The organism is Caldimonas sp. KR1-144 (assembly GCF_049446155.1).
Taxonomy (GTDB): domain Bacteria; phylum Pseudomonadota; class Gammaproteobacteria; order Burkholderiales; family Burkholderiaceae_C; genus Rivibacter.
This window is the reverse complement of the sequence record NZ_JBMSEE010000002.1, coordinates 382,275-396,573: the sequence shown is the minus strand read 5'-3', so window position 1 is coordinate 396,573 and position 14,299 is coordinate 382,275. Positions and strand designations below refer to the sequence as shown.

The window sequence follows — 14,299 nt, the reverse complement described above, 5'->3', positions numbered from 1 at the left end:
GACCCAATCAAGCCGCCACGCGAAGGGCGCGGCGCGCCTCACCGGGCCACGTCCACGCCGCGGCCGGGTTCAGTGATGGTGATGGGTGGCCGAAGCTGCCGGAGCGGCAGCGTATTCGGCCGGCGTGAGCGTCTTCATCGACAGCGCGTGGATTTGTTCGCGCATTCTATCGCCCAGCGCCCGGTAGACCCGCTGGTGGCGGGCAATGCGCGACAGGCCTTCGAATTCCGCGCTGACGATGGTGGCGAAGAAGTGCCGCCCGTCGCCTTCGACGGCGAGCTGCTCGCAGGCAAGGCCCTGCGCGATGTAGCGCTCGACGTCGGCGGGTGTGGGGTCGGACATGGTGGCGAGATTCTAGGTGGGGTTGGATTTTCTCTTCGCGAGCCACTTGGTTGGGCTGATCGCAAGGGAGCGGGCAGGCCGGCGTGGGCGCTTCGGTTCGGCGGCCTGCCCACTCCCTTGCTCAAGCACCGCTGTTCTCCTTCAAAGAGGAACGGCATGACCCTGAACAGGCCGCGCGCAGCCTGTCCCCGCCCAACTCGCGAAGAACCTCAGTGCCGCAGCTTGTAGCCGGTCGCCAGCAGCCGCAGCGCCAACCCCGCGACCAGCACGAAGCTGAGGCCCACGATGCCCAGGCTGATCCACGGCGACACGTCGCTCACGCCGAAGAAGCCGGCCCTGAACCCGTCGATCATGTAGAAAAAGGGGTTCAGGTGGCTCACCGCCTGCCAGAAGCTCGGCAGCGAATGCACCGAATAGAAAACGCCGGCGAGGAAGGTCATCGGCATGATCAGGAAGTTCTGGAACGCCGCCATCTGGTCGAACTTCTCGGCCCACAGACCGGCGATCAGCCCCAGCGAACCCAGCATGCCCGCGCCCAGCAGCGCGAAGGCCAGCACCCACAGCGGATTGGCCAGGTGCAGCGGCGCGAACCAGACGGTGACGACGAACACCCCCAGGCCGACCACCAGGCCGCGCACGACCGAGGCGCCCACGTAGGCGACGAACCAGGCCCAGTGCGACAACGGCGTCACCAGCAGGAACACCAGGTTGCCGGTGATCTTGCTCTGGATCAGCGAGGAGCTGCTGTTCGCGAACGCGTTCTGCAGCACGCTCATCATCACCAGGCCCGGGATCAGGAAGCTGGTGTAGCCCACGCCGGGGTAGACCTGCACATGTTCCTCGAGCACGTGGCCGAAGATCAGCAGGTAGAGCACCGCGGTGAGCACCGGTGCGGCCACGGTCTGGAAGGCCACTTTCCAGAAGCGCAGGATCTCCTTGCGGAACAGGGTCTGGGCGCCGTCGAACGTCACGATGCAACTCCCGAACGCTCGCCCTGCATAATTTCCAGGAACACGTCTTCCAGGTCGCTGCGCCCGATCTCCAGGTCCTCGACCCGCACCCGCGCCTCGCGAAGCCGCGTGAGCATCGCCCAGACCTCGCCGGCGTCGTGCGCCGAGAGCTGCACGATGCGCCCGGTCACGCGCGCCTGGCACGCGATGTCCTGCGGCAGCGCGTCGTCGGTCTTGAAGCGCACTTCCTGGTGCGAGGTATCGGCCAGCAGCGCCTCGGTGCGGTCGAGCGCGACGATGCGGCCTTGCTTGAGCATCGCGATGCGTCCGCACAGCGCCTCGGCCTCTTCCAGGTAGTGCGTGGTCAGCAGCACCGTGTGGCCTTGCTTGTTGAGCCGCGAGATGAAGGCCCACAGCGTCTGGCGCAGTTCGACGTCGACGCCGGCGGTCGGCTCGTCGAGCACGATCACCGGCGGACGATGCACCAGCGCCTGCGCGACCAGCACCCGCCGCTTCATGCCGCCCGAGAGCTGGCGCATGTTGGCGTTGGCCTTGTCGGCCAGTCCCAGCTCGCGCAGCAGCTCGTCGATCCAGTCGTCGTTGCCGCGCACGCCGAAGTAGCCGCTCTGGATGCGCAGCGTCTCGCGCACCGAGAAGAACGGGTCGAACACCAGCTCCTGCGGCACGATGCCCAGGCAGCGCCGCGCGGCCGCGTAGTCGTCGACCACGTCGTGGCCCATCACCGTGACACGCCCGCCGCTGGCGCGCGAGAGGCCGGCGAGGATGCTGATCAGCGTCGTCTTGCCGGCGCCGTTGGGGCCGAGCAGGCCGAAGAACTCGCCCGGCGCGATGTCGAAGCTCACGCCCTGCAGCGCGCGCACCTCGTCGCCGCTGCCGCGGCGGTAGGTCTTGGCGACGGCCTCGAAGCGGACCGCCGGGAGGCCGGCGGGCGGCGGCGCGACGATGGGTCGGTTGTCGTTCATGGCGTGCAGGCGAAGCGGCGGATTGTAGGAAGCAGCCCACGGCAGTGCCGACGTGGGGTCGGCGCGGCTTGGGACAAGGCGCCGGATGGTGCAAGATCGCCCAGCCGCCACACCCCGCCGCCGTCGCCCGACATGACCTCGCGCCCTCCGAAGAAAGCGCCGCGCCGCACCGCCGAACGCATCCTCGAGGTCACGCTGGACCTGTTCAACCGCTTCGGCGAACCCAACGTCAGCACCACGCTGATCTCGGCCGAGCTGAACATCAGCCCCGGCAACCTCTACTACCACTACCCGGCCAAGGACGAGCTGATCAACAGCCTGTTCGACCGCTACGAGCAAAAGCTCAACGAGCTGCTGCGCGCGGCGGACAACGTGGCCAACGTGGAGGACGCCTGGCTGTTCTTCCACATGTTCTTCGAGCTGATCTGGCAGTACCGCTTCCTCTACCGCGACCTCAACGACCTGCTCAGCAAGAACCGGCGGCTGGAGACGCACTTCCAGTTCGTGCTCAAGCACAAGCAGGAGGCGGTCAAGGCCGTGCTCGACGGCCTCGCGCGCCACCAGGCCTTCGGGGCGCGCGGCCTCGACGCGCGCGAGGCCGACGCCGTCTCGACCGCGATGGTGGTGGTGCTGACCTACTGGCTCAGCTACGAATACGTGCGCGACCCGCGCAAGGCCCTGGAGCCCGAGAGCGCCGGTGCCGCCTTGCTGCGCGGCGCCTACCACCTGCTCAGCCTCTTGATGCCCTATCTCGAGCCGGCACAGCGCGAACACCTGTTCTCGCTGGTCGGCAGCTACCGCGCACCGCCCAAGCCGGCAAGCTGAATGCCTAAGCGGCCGAACGAAGAACACACGACAGGAGACAAGCGATGGCCAAGTGGACCGCCTTTCCCTACGACAGCGACGACTACCGCTACGACGCCGCCGCGCTGAAGAAGCACTGGGCCCGGCTGCACGCCGGCGACGCCGAGCCTTGCCCCGCGGAAGCCGCCGTGCTGCAGGCCTGGACGCTGTTCCACGCCGGCGAATTCAAGGCCGCGGCCGATGCGGGCCTGAAGGCAGGCGGCGCGGGCATCACGGTCGCGAACAAGGCGCAGGCGATCTACGCCAACTACCTGGAAAAGAGCGAGAAGGCCAAGCTCGACCTGCTGCTCGAGGTGGCGCAGCGCGCCGAGGCGCAGGCCGCGGCCGAGCCGAAGAACGCCAACGCCCACTACCTGATGGCCTATGCGCTGGGCCGCTACAGCCAGGGCATCAGTGTCGCCAAGGCGCTGGCGCAAGGCCTGGGCGGCAAGGTCAAGGGCGCGCTGGAAACCGCCATCAAGCTCGCGCCCAAGCATGCCGACGCGCACATCGCGCTGGGCGCCTTCCATGCCGAGGTGATCGACAAGGTCGGCAAGCTGCTCGGCAAGACCCAGGGCGCCGACGCGGCGACCGGCCTCAAGATGTTCCAGACCGCGCTCAAGCTCAACCCGACCAGCGCGATCGCGATGGTCGAGTACGCCAACGGCCTGGTGATGCTCGAAGGCGAGAAGAAGCTGAAGGAGGCGACCAAGCTCTACGAGCAGGCCGCCGCCTGCACGCCGATGGACGCGATGGAGCGGCTGGACGTGGAGATGGCGAAAGCCGAGCTGGAAGACTGATCAAAGCTCGCCGGCCACCATCTGCGACAACACATCTGGCTGCATCAGCTCCTCCAGCGCCGGGTCCGGTCGCTGCAGCCACAGCGCAACCGCCAGCGCGCAGCCCAGAGCCAGGCCGCCCGCGCCGATCCACCAGCGCGGCGATGCCGACCAGCGCAGCGCATGCCCGCCGTTCGACTGCGCCGAGCCCGCGCCGTGCGAGGCGCGCCAATGGGCCATCACGCGCGACTGCAGCGCCTCGATCGAGGCTGCGTCGGCCTCGGCGGGCGATGCGCGCAGCGCGCAGCGCAGTTCATCGTCGTCTCGCTCGGGACTCATCATGTCGCTTCCCCTTCCAGGCGGGATCGCAGCGCCAGCTTGGCGCGGTACAGAAGTTGGTGCGCGGCGTTGGGGTCGAGCTCCAGCGCCCGCGCGATGTCGGCCACCGAGGCATCGGCATAGGCCCACATCGCGACCGCCATGCGCTGGCGGGCCGGGAGCCTGGCCAGCGCCTCGCCGATGCGGTGGCGCGATGCGCGATGTTCTTGCTGCGGCGCCTCGTCATGCTGCCGCGCGTCGTGCAGCTCGACCAGCGCCTCGGGCTCCATGCCCTGCTCGCGGCGCTGCCCCAGCAGGCTCTTGCAGCGGTTGATCACGATGGTGTTGAAGTAGGTCGACAGCCTCGCGCCGCGCGTGTCGCTCGGCGCGCTGCGCCACAGCCGGGCAAAGGCGTCCTGCACCGCGTCCTCGGCGTCCTCTCGCCGCCCGAGCATCTGCAGCGCCAGCCCCAGCGCCTGCGGTGTGAGCGCGCGCACGAGGCGCGTCGCGCTGGCCTCGCGCCCGTCGCAGGCCTCGCGCCACAGCTGCCAGTCGTCGCCGGCCTCGGGCCGCGACGCGCCGAGCCACTGCGTCAGGCGCGACACCGCGAGCGTCCCTGGAGGCATCGAACTCGCCCTTTCATCGCGCCGGCAGCTTCTCGCGCAGCGCGGCGCGTTCCTCGGGGCTGAGCTTGTCGAGCATCTCGCGGCGCTGCTGCAGCAGCTGACGGCGCTCCTCGGGCGTCATCGCCTTGAGCCGATCGCGGCGCTCGCGCGCGATGCGCTCGCGCTCCTCGGGCGGCATCTGCTGCCAGCGCTCGCGCACCTGGCCGGCCAGCGCGCGCCGCTGATCGGGCGACAGGCTTTCGAGCCGCTCGCGCATCTCGCGCCGGAACGCCTGGCGCTCCTGGGGCGTGGCGCGGCGCAACTGCTCGCGGATCTCGGCGCGGCGCGCCTCCTGCTCGGCAGGCGACAGGCGCGCCCAGGCCTCGGGGTCCGGCACGGCCACGGGCGCGGCCAGCGCCTGCGCCGCACCGGCCAGCAGCGCCAGCGCGGCGCACAGGTGTCGAACGGACATCGGCTTCATCATCGATCTCGCAAGGCTCGCGGCAACGCTCGGGCGCGTCAAGCCGCGCCGCGCCACAGGTCGGGCAGCGCGGCCGGCGCGCCGGGCAGCAGCTCGCGCTCGATCTGCGCGCGCGAGACGCCGAGGTGGCGCTGCAGGGCCGGGGCAATCAGCGCGCGCAAGTCGGTGGTCGGCCGCAGGTCGCGGCCCTCGAAGAGCTGCGCGCGCGCGAGGCCCGGCCAGTCACTGCGCACGCGCCCGCCCGCGACCACGCCGCCGGCGAGAAAGGCCACGCCGGCCGTGCCGTGATCGGTGCCGAGGCTGCCGTTCATCGCGGCGGTGCGGCCGAACTCGGTCATCACGAGCACGCTGGTGTCCGACCAGCGCGCGCCGAGCGACTCGCGCAGCGCGGCCAGGCCCTGGTCGAGCCCGCCGAGCAGGCGCGCCAGACGTGGCGCCTGCTGCGTGTGGGTGTCCCAGCCGCTGCTTTCGAGCCAGGCGACGCGCGGGCCGTCGGGTGCCGAGAGGAAGCGCCCGGCCTGGCGCGCCAGCGCCGCGAAGCCGGCGCCGCCCGCGGCGGCCATGTCGTCGCCGCGATGCTGGGCCATCGCCTGCTCGAACATCGGGCCGAGCTGCGCATCGCTCTCATAGAGCCGGCCCACGCGCGCGAGCAGGTCCGCGTCGGCGCTCGCGTTCGCGCTCGGCGCCCAGCTGCTTGCACCGGGCGCGCCGCGCAACGCGAGCGGCAGCGCCTGTTCGAGCGCGACGCCGCGCCCGCCGGTGGCGGCGAGGGCACGGCCGAGCCATCCGGTCGAGAGCTCGAAAGGCCGCGCACCGCCGCTTTCGAGCTGCTGCTGCGCGTCGAAGTGCGAGCGCTCGCGGTACGGGCTCGCAACCGCATGCACCACCAGCAGCGAGCCCTCGCCCCACCAGCGATGCAATTGCGCCAGCGCAGGGTGCAGCGAGAACATGCCGTCCAGGCGCCGCGGCGGGCCGAATCGTTCGAGCTCGGCCTCGGCCTGCGGACGCAGCGCGCGCCACGCCGGATCCCCGGTGGCCGGCACGGCCGCGAGCCCGTCGAGCGCGCCGCGCAGCATCACGACGACGAGCGCGCAGCGATCGGGCCCGGCGGCGGGCGCGGCCAAGGCGAGCCGCGCGCCGGCCGCAGCCAGCGGCGCGGCGACGAGGCCGCGCAGGATCTGTCGGCGAGACGGCAGCGAGTTGGCCATGCGTGTCACCTGCGTTGGAATTCGGGGCTGGCCAGCAGCAGCGCCAGCGCCTGGCGGCCGCTCTCGGCGCGTTCGATCTGCGTGGCGGTGCCGGCGCCGAGGTCGGCGCCGAAGCTCAGGCTGGCGAGCTGGCGCGCGTCGGCAAAGGCCGCGTGCTCGTCCGCGAAGGCCGAGGCCCACTGCACGCGCTTCCACAGCGCGTCGGGCGCGAGCCAGTCCTCGCTGCGGTCGGGCCAGCCCTGCGGCGAGGGCGCGCGGCCCGGCGGCTGGCCCATCTGAACCAGCGCCGTCTGCGCCCGCTCGGGCCGCAGGATCGGCAGCTTCATCAGCCGGTGCGCCGACAACAGCAATTCCTCCGGCCGCTTGAACTTGGGCGGTCCCTCGGCGCGCCACGCGAGCTCGTGCGTGAACAGCGTCTCGGCGAGCGCGCGCAGGTCGCCGTCGCTGTCGCGAAACCTCGCGGCCAGTGCGTCGACGAGGGCCGCGGGCGGATCGTCGGCGACGAAGTGGCGCGCGAGCTTGGTGGCCAGGTGGCGCGCGGTCGACGGATGGCGCGACAGATCGTCGAACAGCGCCTCCACCGCCTCGGGGCCTTCGCGATAGCGCCGCCCCAGCACGCGCTTGTCGGCCGGCTCGTGGATCGCGCGGCGGAACTCGGCCGTCATCGGCCCCTCGCGATCGACCGTCCGGCCCGTCAGCAGCTTGGCGAGCTCGGTCACGTCGGCCTGCGTGTAGCCGCCGTCCACGCCCAGCGTGTGCAGCTCGAGCAGCTCGCGCGCGAGGTTCTCGTTGAGGCCGCGCTCGCGGCGCCGGCCGGCGCGCGAGCCGGGACCGACCGATTGCGCGTTGTCCAGATAGAGCAGCATCGCCGGATGCAGCGTCGCCGCGCGCAGCAGGTCGCGAAAGCGCCCGAAGGCGTGCGGGCGGATCGCCTCGCGCTCGTGCGGTGCCACCAGCGCGAGCGTCGCGCCCTTGGTCGCGGCGACGCAGAAGTGATTGCTCCAGAACAGCGTCCAGCGCTCGGCCACCGGCGTCGGCGTCGCGATCACGTGCTGCCAGCGGCGCTGCAAGGCCGCGAGGTTGGCGCGGCGCAGGCGCAGCCGGTCCGGGTCGCGCGGGGTCGCGTCGTCGGCCGGTGCCGAGGCCGCCATCGACGGCGCGGGCGCGGCGAGCGCCCGGCGCAGCACGGCGCGCGTCATCTCGCCGGCCTCGGCGCTGCCGGCCAGCCCGGCGCCGTCGAGCGGCGCCGGCTCGCGCAGTTGCGCCAGCACCCAGCCGCGCGGATCGCCGCGCAGGGCGGCGAGGCTGGTCTCGGCAAAGCCGAAGCGGTGGGCGGCGAGGGTGGCGGCTTGCATGGCGTGCGAGGGACTTCTGCCGCTTCAACCGCGGAGGCGGCGGCTTCTTACGCCCGCCCCAGCGATTTGCTCGGAATTGCGCCGCCGCGCGTAAGCCTGCGCCGCGGCGGCGGGTTCAAGCGGCAACCGGTTGCGCGCGGCGCGCCGGCCGACAAGCCACCACAGGAGCCGACGATGTCCCACTGGACCCACTTCATGTTCGCCACCGCGCTGGTCGCCGCCGCGGCCGCAGCGCAAGCCCAGTCCGCGCCCGCCAGCCAGGCCGCCGAGCAGCGCTTCGACCACCGCCAGGACCGGCAGGAGCAGCGCATCGAGCAAGGCGTCTCGTCCGGCGCGCTGACCCAGCCCGAGGCCCGCCGCCTCGGCCGCGAACAGGCCCGGCTCGCGCGCGCCGAAGCGCATGCCGAGGCCGACGGCACCGTGACGCGCCGCGAGGCGGTGAAGCTCGAGCAGCGTCAGGACCACGCGAGCCGCCACATCGCGCACGCCAAGCACGACCGGCAGACGCGCAAGCCCTGAGCCGCGAGGCGCCACGGCCAAAGCAGTTCCCGTCGCAGGGCCGCTTCACACCGATGCCGCCAGGCATGGTATGAAGCGCCCCTTCGTCCATGAAGCGCCCACGAGGCGCGAACTGCCGATGCCACACCTTCTCCTGATCGTCGAGCCGATCGGCCAGCGCGCCGAACGCAGCGAAGCCGAGGGCCGCGCCGCTTACGGCGCGATGCTGGACTTCACCGAGTCCCTCAAGCAGCGCGGCGTGCTGATGGCCAGCAACTCGCTGCAGTCGACCGCCAACGCCGTGCGGCTGCAGGTGCGCGACGGCCGCAAGCGCCTGTTCGACGGGCCGTTCGCCGAGGCCAAGGAAATGGTCGGCGGCTTCTTCCTGCTCGACGTCGAGACGCGCGAGCAAGCGCTCGCCATCGCCGAGGAATGCCCGGCAGCGGCCTGGTGCACCGTCGAGGTTCGCGAAGTGGGGCCCTGTTACGTGCGCTGAAGCGCCGCGTGTCGATTCCGGCTCCGGCCGTTCGTCGTGGGTTCGAAGGCAGCGAAAAGCACTGCCTCGTTCCACGACCGAAGGAGCCCGACATGCGATTCATGATCATCGTGCGCGGCAATGCCGACACCGAGGCCGGCAAGTTGCCGGAAGAAGCCCTGCTGGCCGCCATGACCAGCTACCACGAGGAGCTCGCCCGTGCCGGCGTGCTGCTCGACGCCAACGGCCTGCAGCCCACGTCCAAGGGCTTTCGCATCCAGTACCGCGGCGGCCGCCGCCGAGTGATCGACGGCCCGTTCACCGAGAGCAAGGAACTGGTGGCCGGCTACACGCTGATCGAGGTGCGCTCCCGGGAGGAGGCCATGGAATGGGCGCGCCGCTTCCCGGCGCCCTTCGGCGAACAGGCCGACGGCGAGATCGAGGTGCGAGCGCTGTACGAGTTGGACGATCTCGGCCCGAGCGAGTCGATCGAGCGCTTTCGCCAGCTCGAGACCGGGCGCGGCGCGCGCTGAACCCTCATCAAGAACAAGGAGAACACCATGCTCAAGTTCATTGCCCTCGCCGTGGTCGCGGCGCTCGCCGCGGTGCTGATCGCCGCCGCCACCCGCCCCGACACCTTCGTCGTGCAGCGCAAGACGCACATCGCCGCCGCGCCCGACAAGGTGTTCGCGCAGATCAACGACCTGCAGCGCTTCAACGCCTGGAACCCGTTCAACAAGAAGGATCCGGCGGTGCAGGGCCGCTACAGCGGCCCCGCCGCCGGCCCCGGCGCGACCTACGAGTTCGCGGGCAACAAGGACGTCGGCCGCGGACGGCTGGCGATCGCGCAGTCCACGCCGTCATCGAGCGTGCAGATGAAGCTCGACATGCTCGATCCTTTCGAGGCGCACAACGACGTGCACTTCACCTTGGCGCCGGCCGCCGGCGGCACCGAGGTCACCTGGGCGATGCAGGGCCCGCTGCCCTACGTGGCCAAGATCGCGCACCTGTTCTTCGACATGGACCGCATGGTCGGGCGCGACTTCGAGGCCGGCCTGGCGGATCTCAAGGCCCAGGCCGAGCGCAGCTGACCGACGCCTCTTCAAAACGGGAGACATCCAAGATGCACAAGCAGATCTTCGTCAACCTCGCGGTCAAGGACCTGCCGCGCAGCAAGGCCTTCTTCGAGGCGCTGGGCTTCGGCTTCGACGCGAAGTTCACCAACGACCAGGGCGCCTGCATGAAGCTGGGCGAGAACATCTACGCGATGCTGCTCGTCGAGCCCTTCTTCCAGGGCTTCACCAAGAAGCCGATCAGCGACGCGCGCAAGCAGACCGAGGTGCTGCTGTGCCTGTCGTGCGAGAGCCGCGCCGAGGTCGACGCGCTGGTGCGCAAGGCGCTGGCCGCCGGCGGCACGGCCCCGATGCCGGCGCAGGACCACGGCTTCATGTACGGTCACGGCTTCGAGGATCTCGATGGCCATCAATGGGAGCTGATGCACATGGATCCGAACGCGGTTCCGCAGGAATGACGCCCCCCACGCTCACTTCGTTCGCTGTCCCCCGAGGGGGCGCGAACCCCGCTTGGGGCGGCCCGGCGCGGGGTTCGGCATGACGACAGACGTGCACCACGCGATCGACGCCGTCTGGCGCATCGAATCGGCCAAGATCGTCGCCGTGGTCGCGCGCATGGTGCGCGACGTCGGCCTGGCCGAGGAGATCGCGCAGGACGCGCTGGTCGCCGCGCTCGAACGCTGGCCCGAGGACGGCGTGCCCGACAAGCCGGCCGCGTGGCTGATGACCACCGCCAAGCACCGCGCGCTCGACCGCATCCGCCGCGACGGCATGCAGTCGGAAAAGCACGACGAGATCGTGCAGGACATGGCCGCGCTCGGCACCGACCACACGCCCGACTTCGTCGACGCGCTGGCCGAAGCCAGCGAGGACGAGATCGGCGACGACCTGCTGCGCCTGGTCTTCACCGCCTGCCACCCGGTGCTGTCGGTCGACGCGCGCATCGCGCTCACGCTGCGCCTGCTCGGCGGCCTGACGACCGACGAGATCGCGCGCGCCTTCCTGGCCAGCGAGCCGGCGATCGCGCAGCGCATCGTGCGGGCCAAGCGCAGCCTCACCGCGGCCAAGGTGCGGTTCGAGGTGCCGCGCGGGCCGGAGCTCGCCGCGCGCCTGGCCGACGTGCTCGAGGTGATCTACCTGATCTTCAACGAGGGCTACTCGGCCACCGCCGGAGACGACTGGATGCGCCCGGCGCTGTGCGACGAGGCGCTGCGCCTGGGCCGCGTGCTGGCCGGCCTGGCGCCCGAGGAACCCGAGGTGCACGGACTGGTGTCGCTGATGGAGATCCAGGCCTCGCGCACCGCGGCACGCACCGACGCGCAGGGGCAGCCGGTGCTGCTGCTCGACCAGGACCGCTCGCGCTGGGACCCACTGCTGATCCGCCGCGGCCTGGCGGCGCTGGCGCGCGCGGTCGCGCTGGGCGGCGCGCACGGCCCTTACGCGCTGCAGGCGGCGATCGCGGCCTGCCATGCGCGCGCGCACCGCGCCGAGGACACCGACTGGGCGCAGATCGCCTCGCTGTACGAATCGCTCGCCCGCGTCGCGCCCTCGCCGGTGGTCGAGCTCAACCGCGCGGTCGCGGTCGGCATGGCGCACGGTCCGGCGGCCGGCTTGGCGCTGGTGGACGCGATCGCCAACGACGCGACGCTGGCGCAGTACCACTGGCTGCCGAGCGTGCGCGGCGACCTGCTCGCCAAGCTGGGGCGGGCAAGCGAAGCGCGCGTCGAGTTCGAGCGCGCGGCCGCGCTCACGCGCAACCAGCGCGAGCGCGCGCTGCTGCTGGCGCGGGCGGCGGCATCGGCCTGACGCGGGTCCCGGGCATGGCGGTTGCCCAAGTTCGCCATGGACCGGGAACTGTGGGCCGACCGATTCGCCAACGCCATGCTGCGGCATGGCGCGCTGCTGGATCCTCGGGCGCTGCGGGCCTGCGGTCGGGAGCTGTGGGCGACGGCCTGCTGCTCGCCGGAACGCGCGGCACTCGACGAGATCGAGAGCCTTGCTGCTGGGGATCGCGAGACCTTCGTCGATCTGCTCGTGCGCGTTTGGCCGGGCACTGCCAATGCGGGGCCGACCCATGGCTGACGACACGAAGGGCCGCGCGCCCGAGGACCGCAGCCGCGTCGACCTGAACGACGCGCGCAACCTGCGCTACTGGTGCGAGGAGTTCGCTTGCACGCCGGACGAGCTGCGCGCCGCGGTCAAGGCCGTGGGCGTGATGGTGCCCGACCTGCGCGTGCACCTGAGCAAAGGGCGCGAGGCGATCTGAAGGACGACCGCCCTCACCCAGCGTCGGTGGCAGGGCGACCAACGCATAAGGCCCTGCCCGAGGGACCGCAGAACTTAAGGCTCCTGTCATGGGACGGCATCGCGCGCGCGCTCGCGCTGCCGCGACGCCTCACGGCCGTGCGGCGGCGGCGCTCGTGCGCTTGGCCACCGAGGACTGCAGCGCCTTGCCCATCTTCAGGTGCTGCTCGACCGCAGCGCGCGTCTGCTCGGCGTAGTCCTTGACGTGCGGGTCCTTGGCCTGCGCTCCCGTGTTCATCAGCGCGAGCATCTCCTCGTGCGCCTTCACGCCGAAGCGCTCCGCGTAGCGGCGGTCGAACTCCGCGCCTTCGGTGGCGGCCAGCGCCTCGATCTCGGCGGTCTGCGCCTTGGTCGGCACCTGCGGCAGCGTCACCGCCTTGGAGGCTGCCAGGCGTTCGAGCGCCTCGGCGTTCTTGGCGTGCTCCGCGAGCATCTGCGTGGCGAAGTCCTTCACCTCGCGCGTCGTCGCGCGGCTTTGCGCGAGCTGGCTGGCCTGGACCTCGGCATGGCCGCCGGCGGCCGCCTTGCGCAGGAAGTCGGCCTCCGGATAAGGCAGGTCCTGCCCCAGCACCGGCACAGCGACGCACAACGCGGCCACGGCAAGGCTGGCCATTGCGGCGATGGATTGCAAGGGTTTCATCTGGATCTCCTGTCTTGCGGCGCGTTTCGCGTCGTCGACAAGAGAAGAGGCAAACCGCGGACCCAAGCGCGGCGGCGGGCGCGGACGCTGCTTCAGCGGCGCAGCATGGCAGCACGGCCGCGCGCCCGCCAGCGCGCGCGTGTGAGGGCGAAAGCCTCGTACACGCCCCACAGCACGGCCGCGCCGATCGCGGGCGCGGGAGCAAGGAGTTGCTTGAGTCGAGTCATGGTGCGGTGGTTCGGTGGTGCGCTGCGTGAACGAGCCAACGTAGCGCCGCTTCGTGACGCCTGCGTGACGCGTGCGTGACCACGCCGCCCTTTGCAGCGCGAAGGCCGTGCGGCATCCTCGCGGCGTGAGCCTGACCCCGCCGATCGCCGAGCTCGAACAGCTGCAGCGCCTGATCGATGCCGGAGCGAACCACCTCGATGTGCGCGTCGTCGCCGAGGTGGAAGCCGCGGGCCAGTGCCTGCCGGTGCACGCCCTCACGATGGGCAGCCGAGCGCCCGACGCGCCGGCGCTCGGCGTCTTCGGCGGTGTGCACGGGCTCGAACGCATCGGCGCCGAGGTCGCGCTGGCCTTCCTGCATAGCGTGATCGAGCGGCTGCGCTGGGACGAGCTGCTGCACCGCCAGCTCGAGGTCCTGCGGCTCGTCTTCATGCCGCTCGTCAACCCCGGCGGACTGTGGCTGGGCACGCGCGCCAACCCGCGCGGCGTCGACCTGATGCGCAACGCACCGGTCGAGGCGGCCGGTGCCGCGCCGCTGGTGGGCGGCCAGCGCCTGAGCGCGGCGCTGCCCTGGTACCGCGGCGTGGCCGGCGCGCCGATGGAGGCCGAGAGCGCCGCGCTGTGCGAGCTGGTCGCGCACGAGCTGCTCGGCCGGCCGTTCGCGCTGACGGTCGACTGCCATTCCGGCTTCGGCGTGCGCGACCGCGTGTGGTTTCCGTTCGCGCACAGCGCGCGGCCGATCGAGCACCTGCCCGAGCTGGACGCGCTGGCCGGGCTGCTGGACCGCACGCACCCGCAGCACCGCTACCTGTTCGAGCCGCAAAGCCACCAGTACCGAGCGCACGGCGACCTGTGGGACCACCTCTACCTGCGCGCACGCGAACGCGCGCCCGACGCGGTGTTCCTGCCGCTGACGCTGGAGATGGGTTCGTGGCTGTGGGTCAAGAAGAACCCGCGCCAGCTGTTCAGCCGCCACGGCATCTTCAACCCGCTGATCGAGCACCGCCAGCAGCGCGTGCTGCGCCGCCACGTGGCGTGGCTCGACTTCATGGCGCGCGCCGCGGCGAGCTGGCGCCGCTGGCTGCCGGCGGGCGAGGACCGGCCTGCGCATGCGCAGGCGGCGCTGCAGCGCTGGTACCCGCCACCCACGTGAGCGGGGCACCAGGCGAATGCGCGCCTCGTCACGCATCTGCCATCGGCCTGCCATCTGCACTGCCTAG

The 14,299-nt window shown here is 71.5% G+C and carries 21 protein-coding genes; 11 read left to right on the top strand and 10 right to left on the bottom strand.

The window, feature by feature from the left end; genetic code table 11:
- Positions 1-69 precede the first annotated feature (69 nt).
- From ACO2TI_RS05900 to ACO2TI_RS05890, 3 genes are all read right to left on the bottom strand, one after another.
- Complete coding sequence (locus ACO2TI_RS05900) at positions 70-342, bottom strand: BolA family protein (protein WP_423282699.1); 273 nt, start codon at positions 340-342, stop codon at positions 70-72.
- A gap of 209 nt (positions 343-551) precedes the next feature.
- Positions 552-1,313 (bottom strand): ABC transporter permease, encoded by a 762-nt coding sequence (locus tag ACO2TI_RS05895; protein ID WP_423282697.1) that lies wholly within the window; start codon positions 1,311-1,313, stop codon positions 552-554.
- The gene (locus ACO2TI_RS05890; protein WP_423282695.1) at positions 1,310-2,275 is read right to left on the bottom strand and encodes an ABC transporter ATP-binding protein; all 966 of its coding nucleotides are present in this window, start codon (positions 2,273-2,275) and stop codon (positions 1,310-1,312) included. The genes ACO2TI_RS05895 and ACO2TI_RS05890 overlap by 4 nt, the downstream gene beginning before the upstream one ends.
- A gap of 132 nt (positions 2,276-2,407) precedes the next feature.
- Between ACO2TI_RS05890 and ACO2TI_RS05885 the strand changes: the two genes are divergently transcribed.
- Together ACO2TI_RS05885 and ACO2TI_RS05880 are read left to right on the top strand one after the other, a co-directional pair.
- Positions 2,408-3,100: a TetR/AcrR family transcriptional regulator gene (locus ACO2TI_RS05885; protein ID WP_423282692.1), complete on the top strand. Its 693-nt coding sequence runs from the start codon at positions 2,408-2,410 to the stop codon at positions 3,098-3,100.
- Between the two features lie 44 nt (positions 3,101-3,144).
- Positions 3,145-3,918 (top strand): hypothetical protein, encoded by a 774-nt coding sequence (locus ACO2TI_RS05880; protein WP_423282690.1) that lies wholly within the window; start codon positions 3,145-3,147, stop codon positions 3,916-3,918.
- Here the strand turns inward: ACO2TI_RS05880 and ACO2TI_RS05875 are convergent, their stop codons facing one another.
- The 5 genes from ACO2TI_RS05875 to ACO2TI_RS05855 are packed head-to-tail and all read right to left on the bottom strand — an operon-like array spanning position 3,919 to position 7,864.
- Positions 3,919-4,239, bottom strand: a complete 321-nt coding sequence (locus tag ACO2TI_RS05875; RefSeq protein ID WP_423282688.1) for a hypothetical protein — start codon at positions 4,237-4,239, stop codon at positions 3,919-3,921.
- On the bottom strand, positions 4,236-4,841 hold the full coding sequence (locus tag ACO2TI_RS05870; protein WP_423282685.1) for an RNA polymerase sigma factor: 606 nt from the start codon (positions 4,839-4,841) through the stop codon (positions 4,236-4,238). Before ACO2TI_RS05870 ends, ACO2TI_RS05875 begins: the two co-directional genes overlap by 4 nt.
- A gap of 13 nt (positions 4,842-4,854) precedes the next feature.
- A complete protein-coding gene (locus ACO2TI_RS05865; protein ID WP_423282683.1) occupies positions 4,855-5,292 on the bottom strand; it encodes a DUF3106 domain-containing protein in 438 nt (145 codons plus the stop codon).
- Positions 5,293-5,339: 47 nt separating this feature from the next.
- Entirely contained in the window at positions 5,340-6,509 is a 1,170-nt protein-coding gene (locus ACO2TI_RS05860) for a DUF1501 domain-containing protein (protein ID WP_423282681.1), read from the bottom strand.
- A gap of 5 nt (positions 6,510-6,514) precedes the next feature.
- Complete coding sequence (locus tag ACO2TI_RS05855) at positions 6,515-7,864, bottom strand: DUF1800 domain-containing protein (protein WP_423282679.1); 1,350 nt, start codon at positions 7,862-7,864, stop codon at positions 6,515-6,517.
- A gap of 174 nt (positions 7,865-8,038) precedes the next feature.
- Between ACO2TI_RS05855 and ACO2TI_RS05850 the strand changes: the two genes are divergently transcribed.
- The 8 genes from ACO2TI_RS05850 to ACO2TI_RS05815 all read left to right on the top strand — a co-directional run bounded on the left by ACO2TI_RS05850 (position 8,039) and on the right by ACO2TI_RS05815 (position 12,176).
- Positions 8,039-8,383, top strand: a complete 345-nt coding sequence (locus tag ACO2TI_RS05850; protein WP_423282676.1) for a hypothetical protein — start codon at positions 8,039-8,041, stop codon at positions 8,381-8,383.
- 118 nt (positions 8,384-8,501) lie between these two features.
- Positions 8,502-8,858, top strand: coding sequence for a YciI family protein (locus tag ACO2TI_RS05845; RefSeq protein WP_423282673.1), 357 nt, complete (start codon positions 8,502-8,504; stop codon positions 8,856-8,858).
- A 92-nt stretch (positions 8,859-8,950) separates the two neighbouring features.
- Positions 8,951-9,370, top strand: coding sequence for a YciI family protein (locus tag ACO2TI_RS05840; RefSeq protein WP_423282670.1), 420 nt, complete (start codon positions 8,951-8,953; stop codon positions 9,368-9,370).
- A gap of 27 nt (positions 9,371-9,397) precedes the next feature.
- On the top strand, positions 9,398-9,928 hold the full coding sequence (locus ACO2TI_RS05835) for an SRPBCC family protein (protein WP_423282668.1): 531 nt from the start codon (positions 9,398-9,400) through the stop codon (positions 9,926-9,928).
- 32 nt (positions 9,929-9,960) lie between these two features.
- Positions 9,961-10,368: a VOC family protein gene (locus tag ACO2TI_RS05830; RefSeq protein WP_423282666.1), complete on the top strand. Its 408-nt coding sequence runs from the start codon at positions 9,961-9,963 to the stop codon at positions 10,366-10,368.
- A gap of 79 nt (positions 10,369-10,447) precedes the next feature.
- A complete protein-coding gene (locus ACO2TI_RS05825; RefSeq protein WP_423282664.1) occupies positions 10,448-11,716 on the top strand; it encodes an RNA polymerase sigma factor in 1,269 nt (422 codons plus the stop codon).
- 36 nt (positions 11,717-11,752) lie between these two features.
- Positions 11,753-11,992, top strand: coding sequence for a hypothetical protein (locus tag ACO2TI_RS05820; RefSeq protein WP_423282662.1), 240 nt, complete (start codon positions 11,753-11,755; stop codon positions 11,990-11,992).
- Positions 11,985-12,176, top strand: a complete 192-nt coding sequence (locus ACO2TI_RS05815) for a DUF3606 domain-containing protein (protein WP_423282660.1) — start codon at positions 11,985-11,987, stop codon at positions 12,174-12,176. The genes ACO2TI_RS05820 and ACO2TI_RS05815 overlap by 8 nt, the downstream gene beginning before the upstream one ends.
- A gap of 129 nt (positions 12,177-12,305) precedes the next feature.
- On the opposite strand, the gene ACO2TI_RS05810 is transcribed toward ACO2TI_RS05815, so the two are convergent.
- Both ACO2TI_RS05810 and ACO2TI_RS05805 read right to left on the bottom strand, forming a co-directional pair.
- Positions 12,306-12,854, bottom strand: a complete 549-nt coding sequence (locus tag ACO2TI_RS05810) for a DUF4142 domain-containing protein (protein WP_423282658.1) — start codon at positions 12,852-12,854, stop codon at positions 12,306-12,308.
- Positions 12,855-12,946: 92 nt separating this feature from the next.
- Positions 12,947-13,081, bottom strand: coding sequence for a hypothetical protein (locus ACO2TI_RS05805; RefSeq protein ID WP_423282656.1), 135 nt, complete (start codon positions 13,079-13,081; stop codon positions 12,947-12,949).
- Positions 13,082-13,206: 125 nt separating this feature from the next.
- On the opposite strand from ACO2TI_RS05805, the gene ACO2TI_RS05800 reads away from it, so the two are divergent.
- Positions 13,207-14,232 carry a M14 family zinc carboxypeptidase gene (locus ACO2TI_RS05800; RefSeq protein WP_423282654.1) on the top strand — a complete coding sequence of 342 codons (1,026 nt, stop codon included), beginning with the start codon at positions 13,207-13,209 and terminating at the stop codon, positions 14,230-14,232.
- Positions 14,233-14,299: the final 67 nt, after the last annotated feature.

What these genes read in the sequence shown, in the direction of transcription:
- ACO2TI_RS05825 (WP_423282664.1), top strand. Translation starts at nt 10,448, where the DNA reads ATGACGACAGACGTGCACCACGCGATCGACGCCGTCTGGCGCATCGAA.
- ACO2TI_RS05900 (WP_423282699.1), bottom strand. Translation starts at nt 342, where the DNA reads ATGTCCGACCCCACACCCGCCGACGTCGAGCGCTACATCGCGCAGGGC.
- ACO2TI_RS05830 (WP_423282666.1), top strand. Translation starts at nt 9,961, where the DNA reads ATGCACAAGCAGATCTTCGTCAACCTCGCGGTCAAGGACCTGCCGCGC.
- ACO2TI_RS05815 (WP_423282660.1), top strand. Translation starts at nt 11,985, where the DNA reads ATGGCTGACGACACGAAGGGCCGCGCGCCCGAGGACCGCAGCCGCGTC.
- ACO2TI_RS05870 (WP_423282685.1), bottom strand. Translation starts at nt 4,841, where the DNA reads ATGCCTCCAGGGACGCTCGCGGTGTCGCGCCTGACGCAGTGGCTCGGC.
- ACO2TI_RS05880 (WP_423282690.1), top strand. Translation starts at nt 3,145, where the DNA reads ATGGCCAAGTGGACCGCCTTTCCCTACGACAGCGACGACTACCGCTAC.
- ACO2TI_RS05835 (WP_423282668.1), top strand. Translation starts at nt 9,398, where the DNA reads ATGCTCAAGTTCATTGCCCTCGCCGTGGTCGCGGCGCTCGCCGCGGTG.
- ACO2TI_RS05865 (WP_423282683.1), bottom strand. Translation starts at nt 5,292, where the DNA reads ATGTCCGTTCGACACCTGTGCGCCGCGCTGGCGCTGCTGGCCGGTGCG.
- ACO2TI_RS05885 (WP_423282692.1), top strand. Translation starts at nt 2,408, where the DNA reads ATGACCTCGCGCCCTCCGAAGAAAGCGCCGCGCCGCACCGCCGAACGC.
- ACO2TI_RS05890 (WP_423282695.1), bottom strand. Translation starts at nt 2,275, where the DNA reads ATGAACGACAACCGACCCATCGTCGCGCCGCCGCCCGCCGGCCTCCCG.
- ACO2TI_RS05820 (WP_423282662.1), top strand. Translation starts at nt 11,753, where the DNA reads ATGGACCGGGAACTGTGGGCCGACCGATTCGCCAACGCCATGCTGCGG.
- ACO2TI_RS05860 (WP_423282681.1), bottom strand. Translation starts at nt 6,509, where the DNA reads ATGGCCAACTCGCTGCCGTCTCGCCGACAGATCCTGCGCGGCCTCGTC.
- ACO2TI_RS05875 (WP_423282688.1), bottom strand. Translation starts at nt 4,239, where the DNA reads ATGATGAGTCCCGAGCGAGACGACGATGAACTGCGCTGCGCGCTGCGC.
- ACO2TI_RS05850 (WP_423282676.1), top strand. Translation starts at nt 8,039, where the DNA reads ATGTCCCACTGGACCCACTTCATGTTCGCCACCGCGCTGGTCGCCGCC.
- ACO2TI_RS05805 (WP_423282656.1), bottom strand. Translation starts at nt 13,081, where the DNA reads ATGACTCGACTCAAGCAACTCCTTGCTCCCGCGCCCGCGATCGGCGCG.
- ACO2TI_RS05845 (WP_423282673.1), top strand. Translation starts at nt 8,502, where the DNA reads ATGCCACACCTTCTCCTGATCGTCGAGCCGATCGGCCAGCGCGCCGAA.
- ACO2TI_RS05855 (WP_423282679.1), bottom strand. Translation starts at nt 7,864, where the DNA reads ATGCAAGCCGCCACCCTCGCCGCCCACCGCTTCGGCTTTGCCGAGACC.
- ACO2TI_RS05810 (WP_423282658.1), bottom strand. Translation starts at nt 12,854, where the DNA reads ATGAAACCCTTGCAATCCATCGCCGCAATGGCCAGCCTTGCCGTGGCC.
- ACO2TI_RS05840 (WP_423282670.1), top strand. Translation starts at nt 8,951, where the DNA reads ATGCGATTCATGATCATCGTGCGCGGCAATGCCGACACCGAGGCCGGC.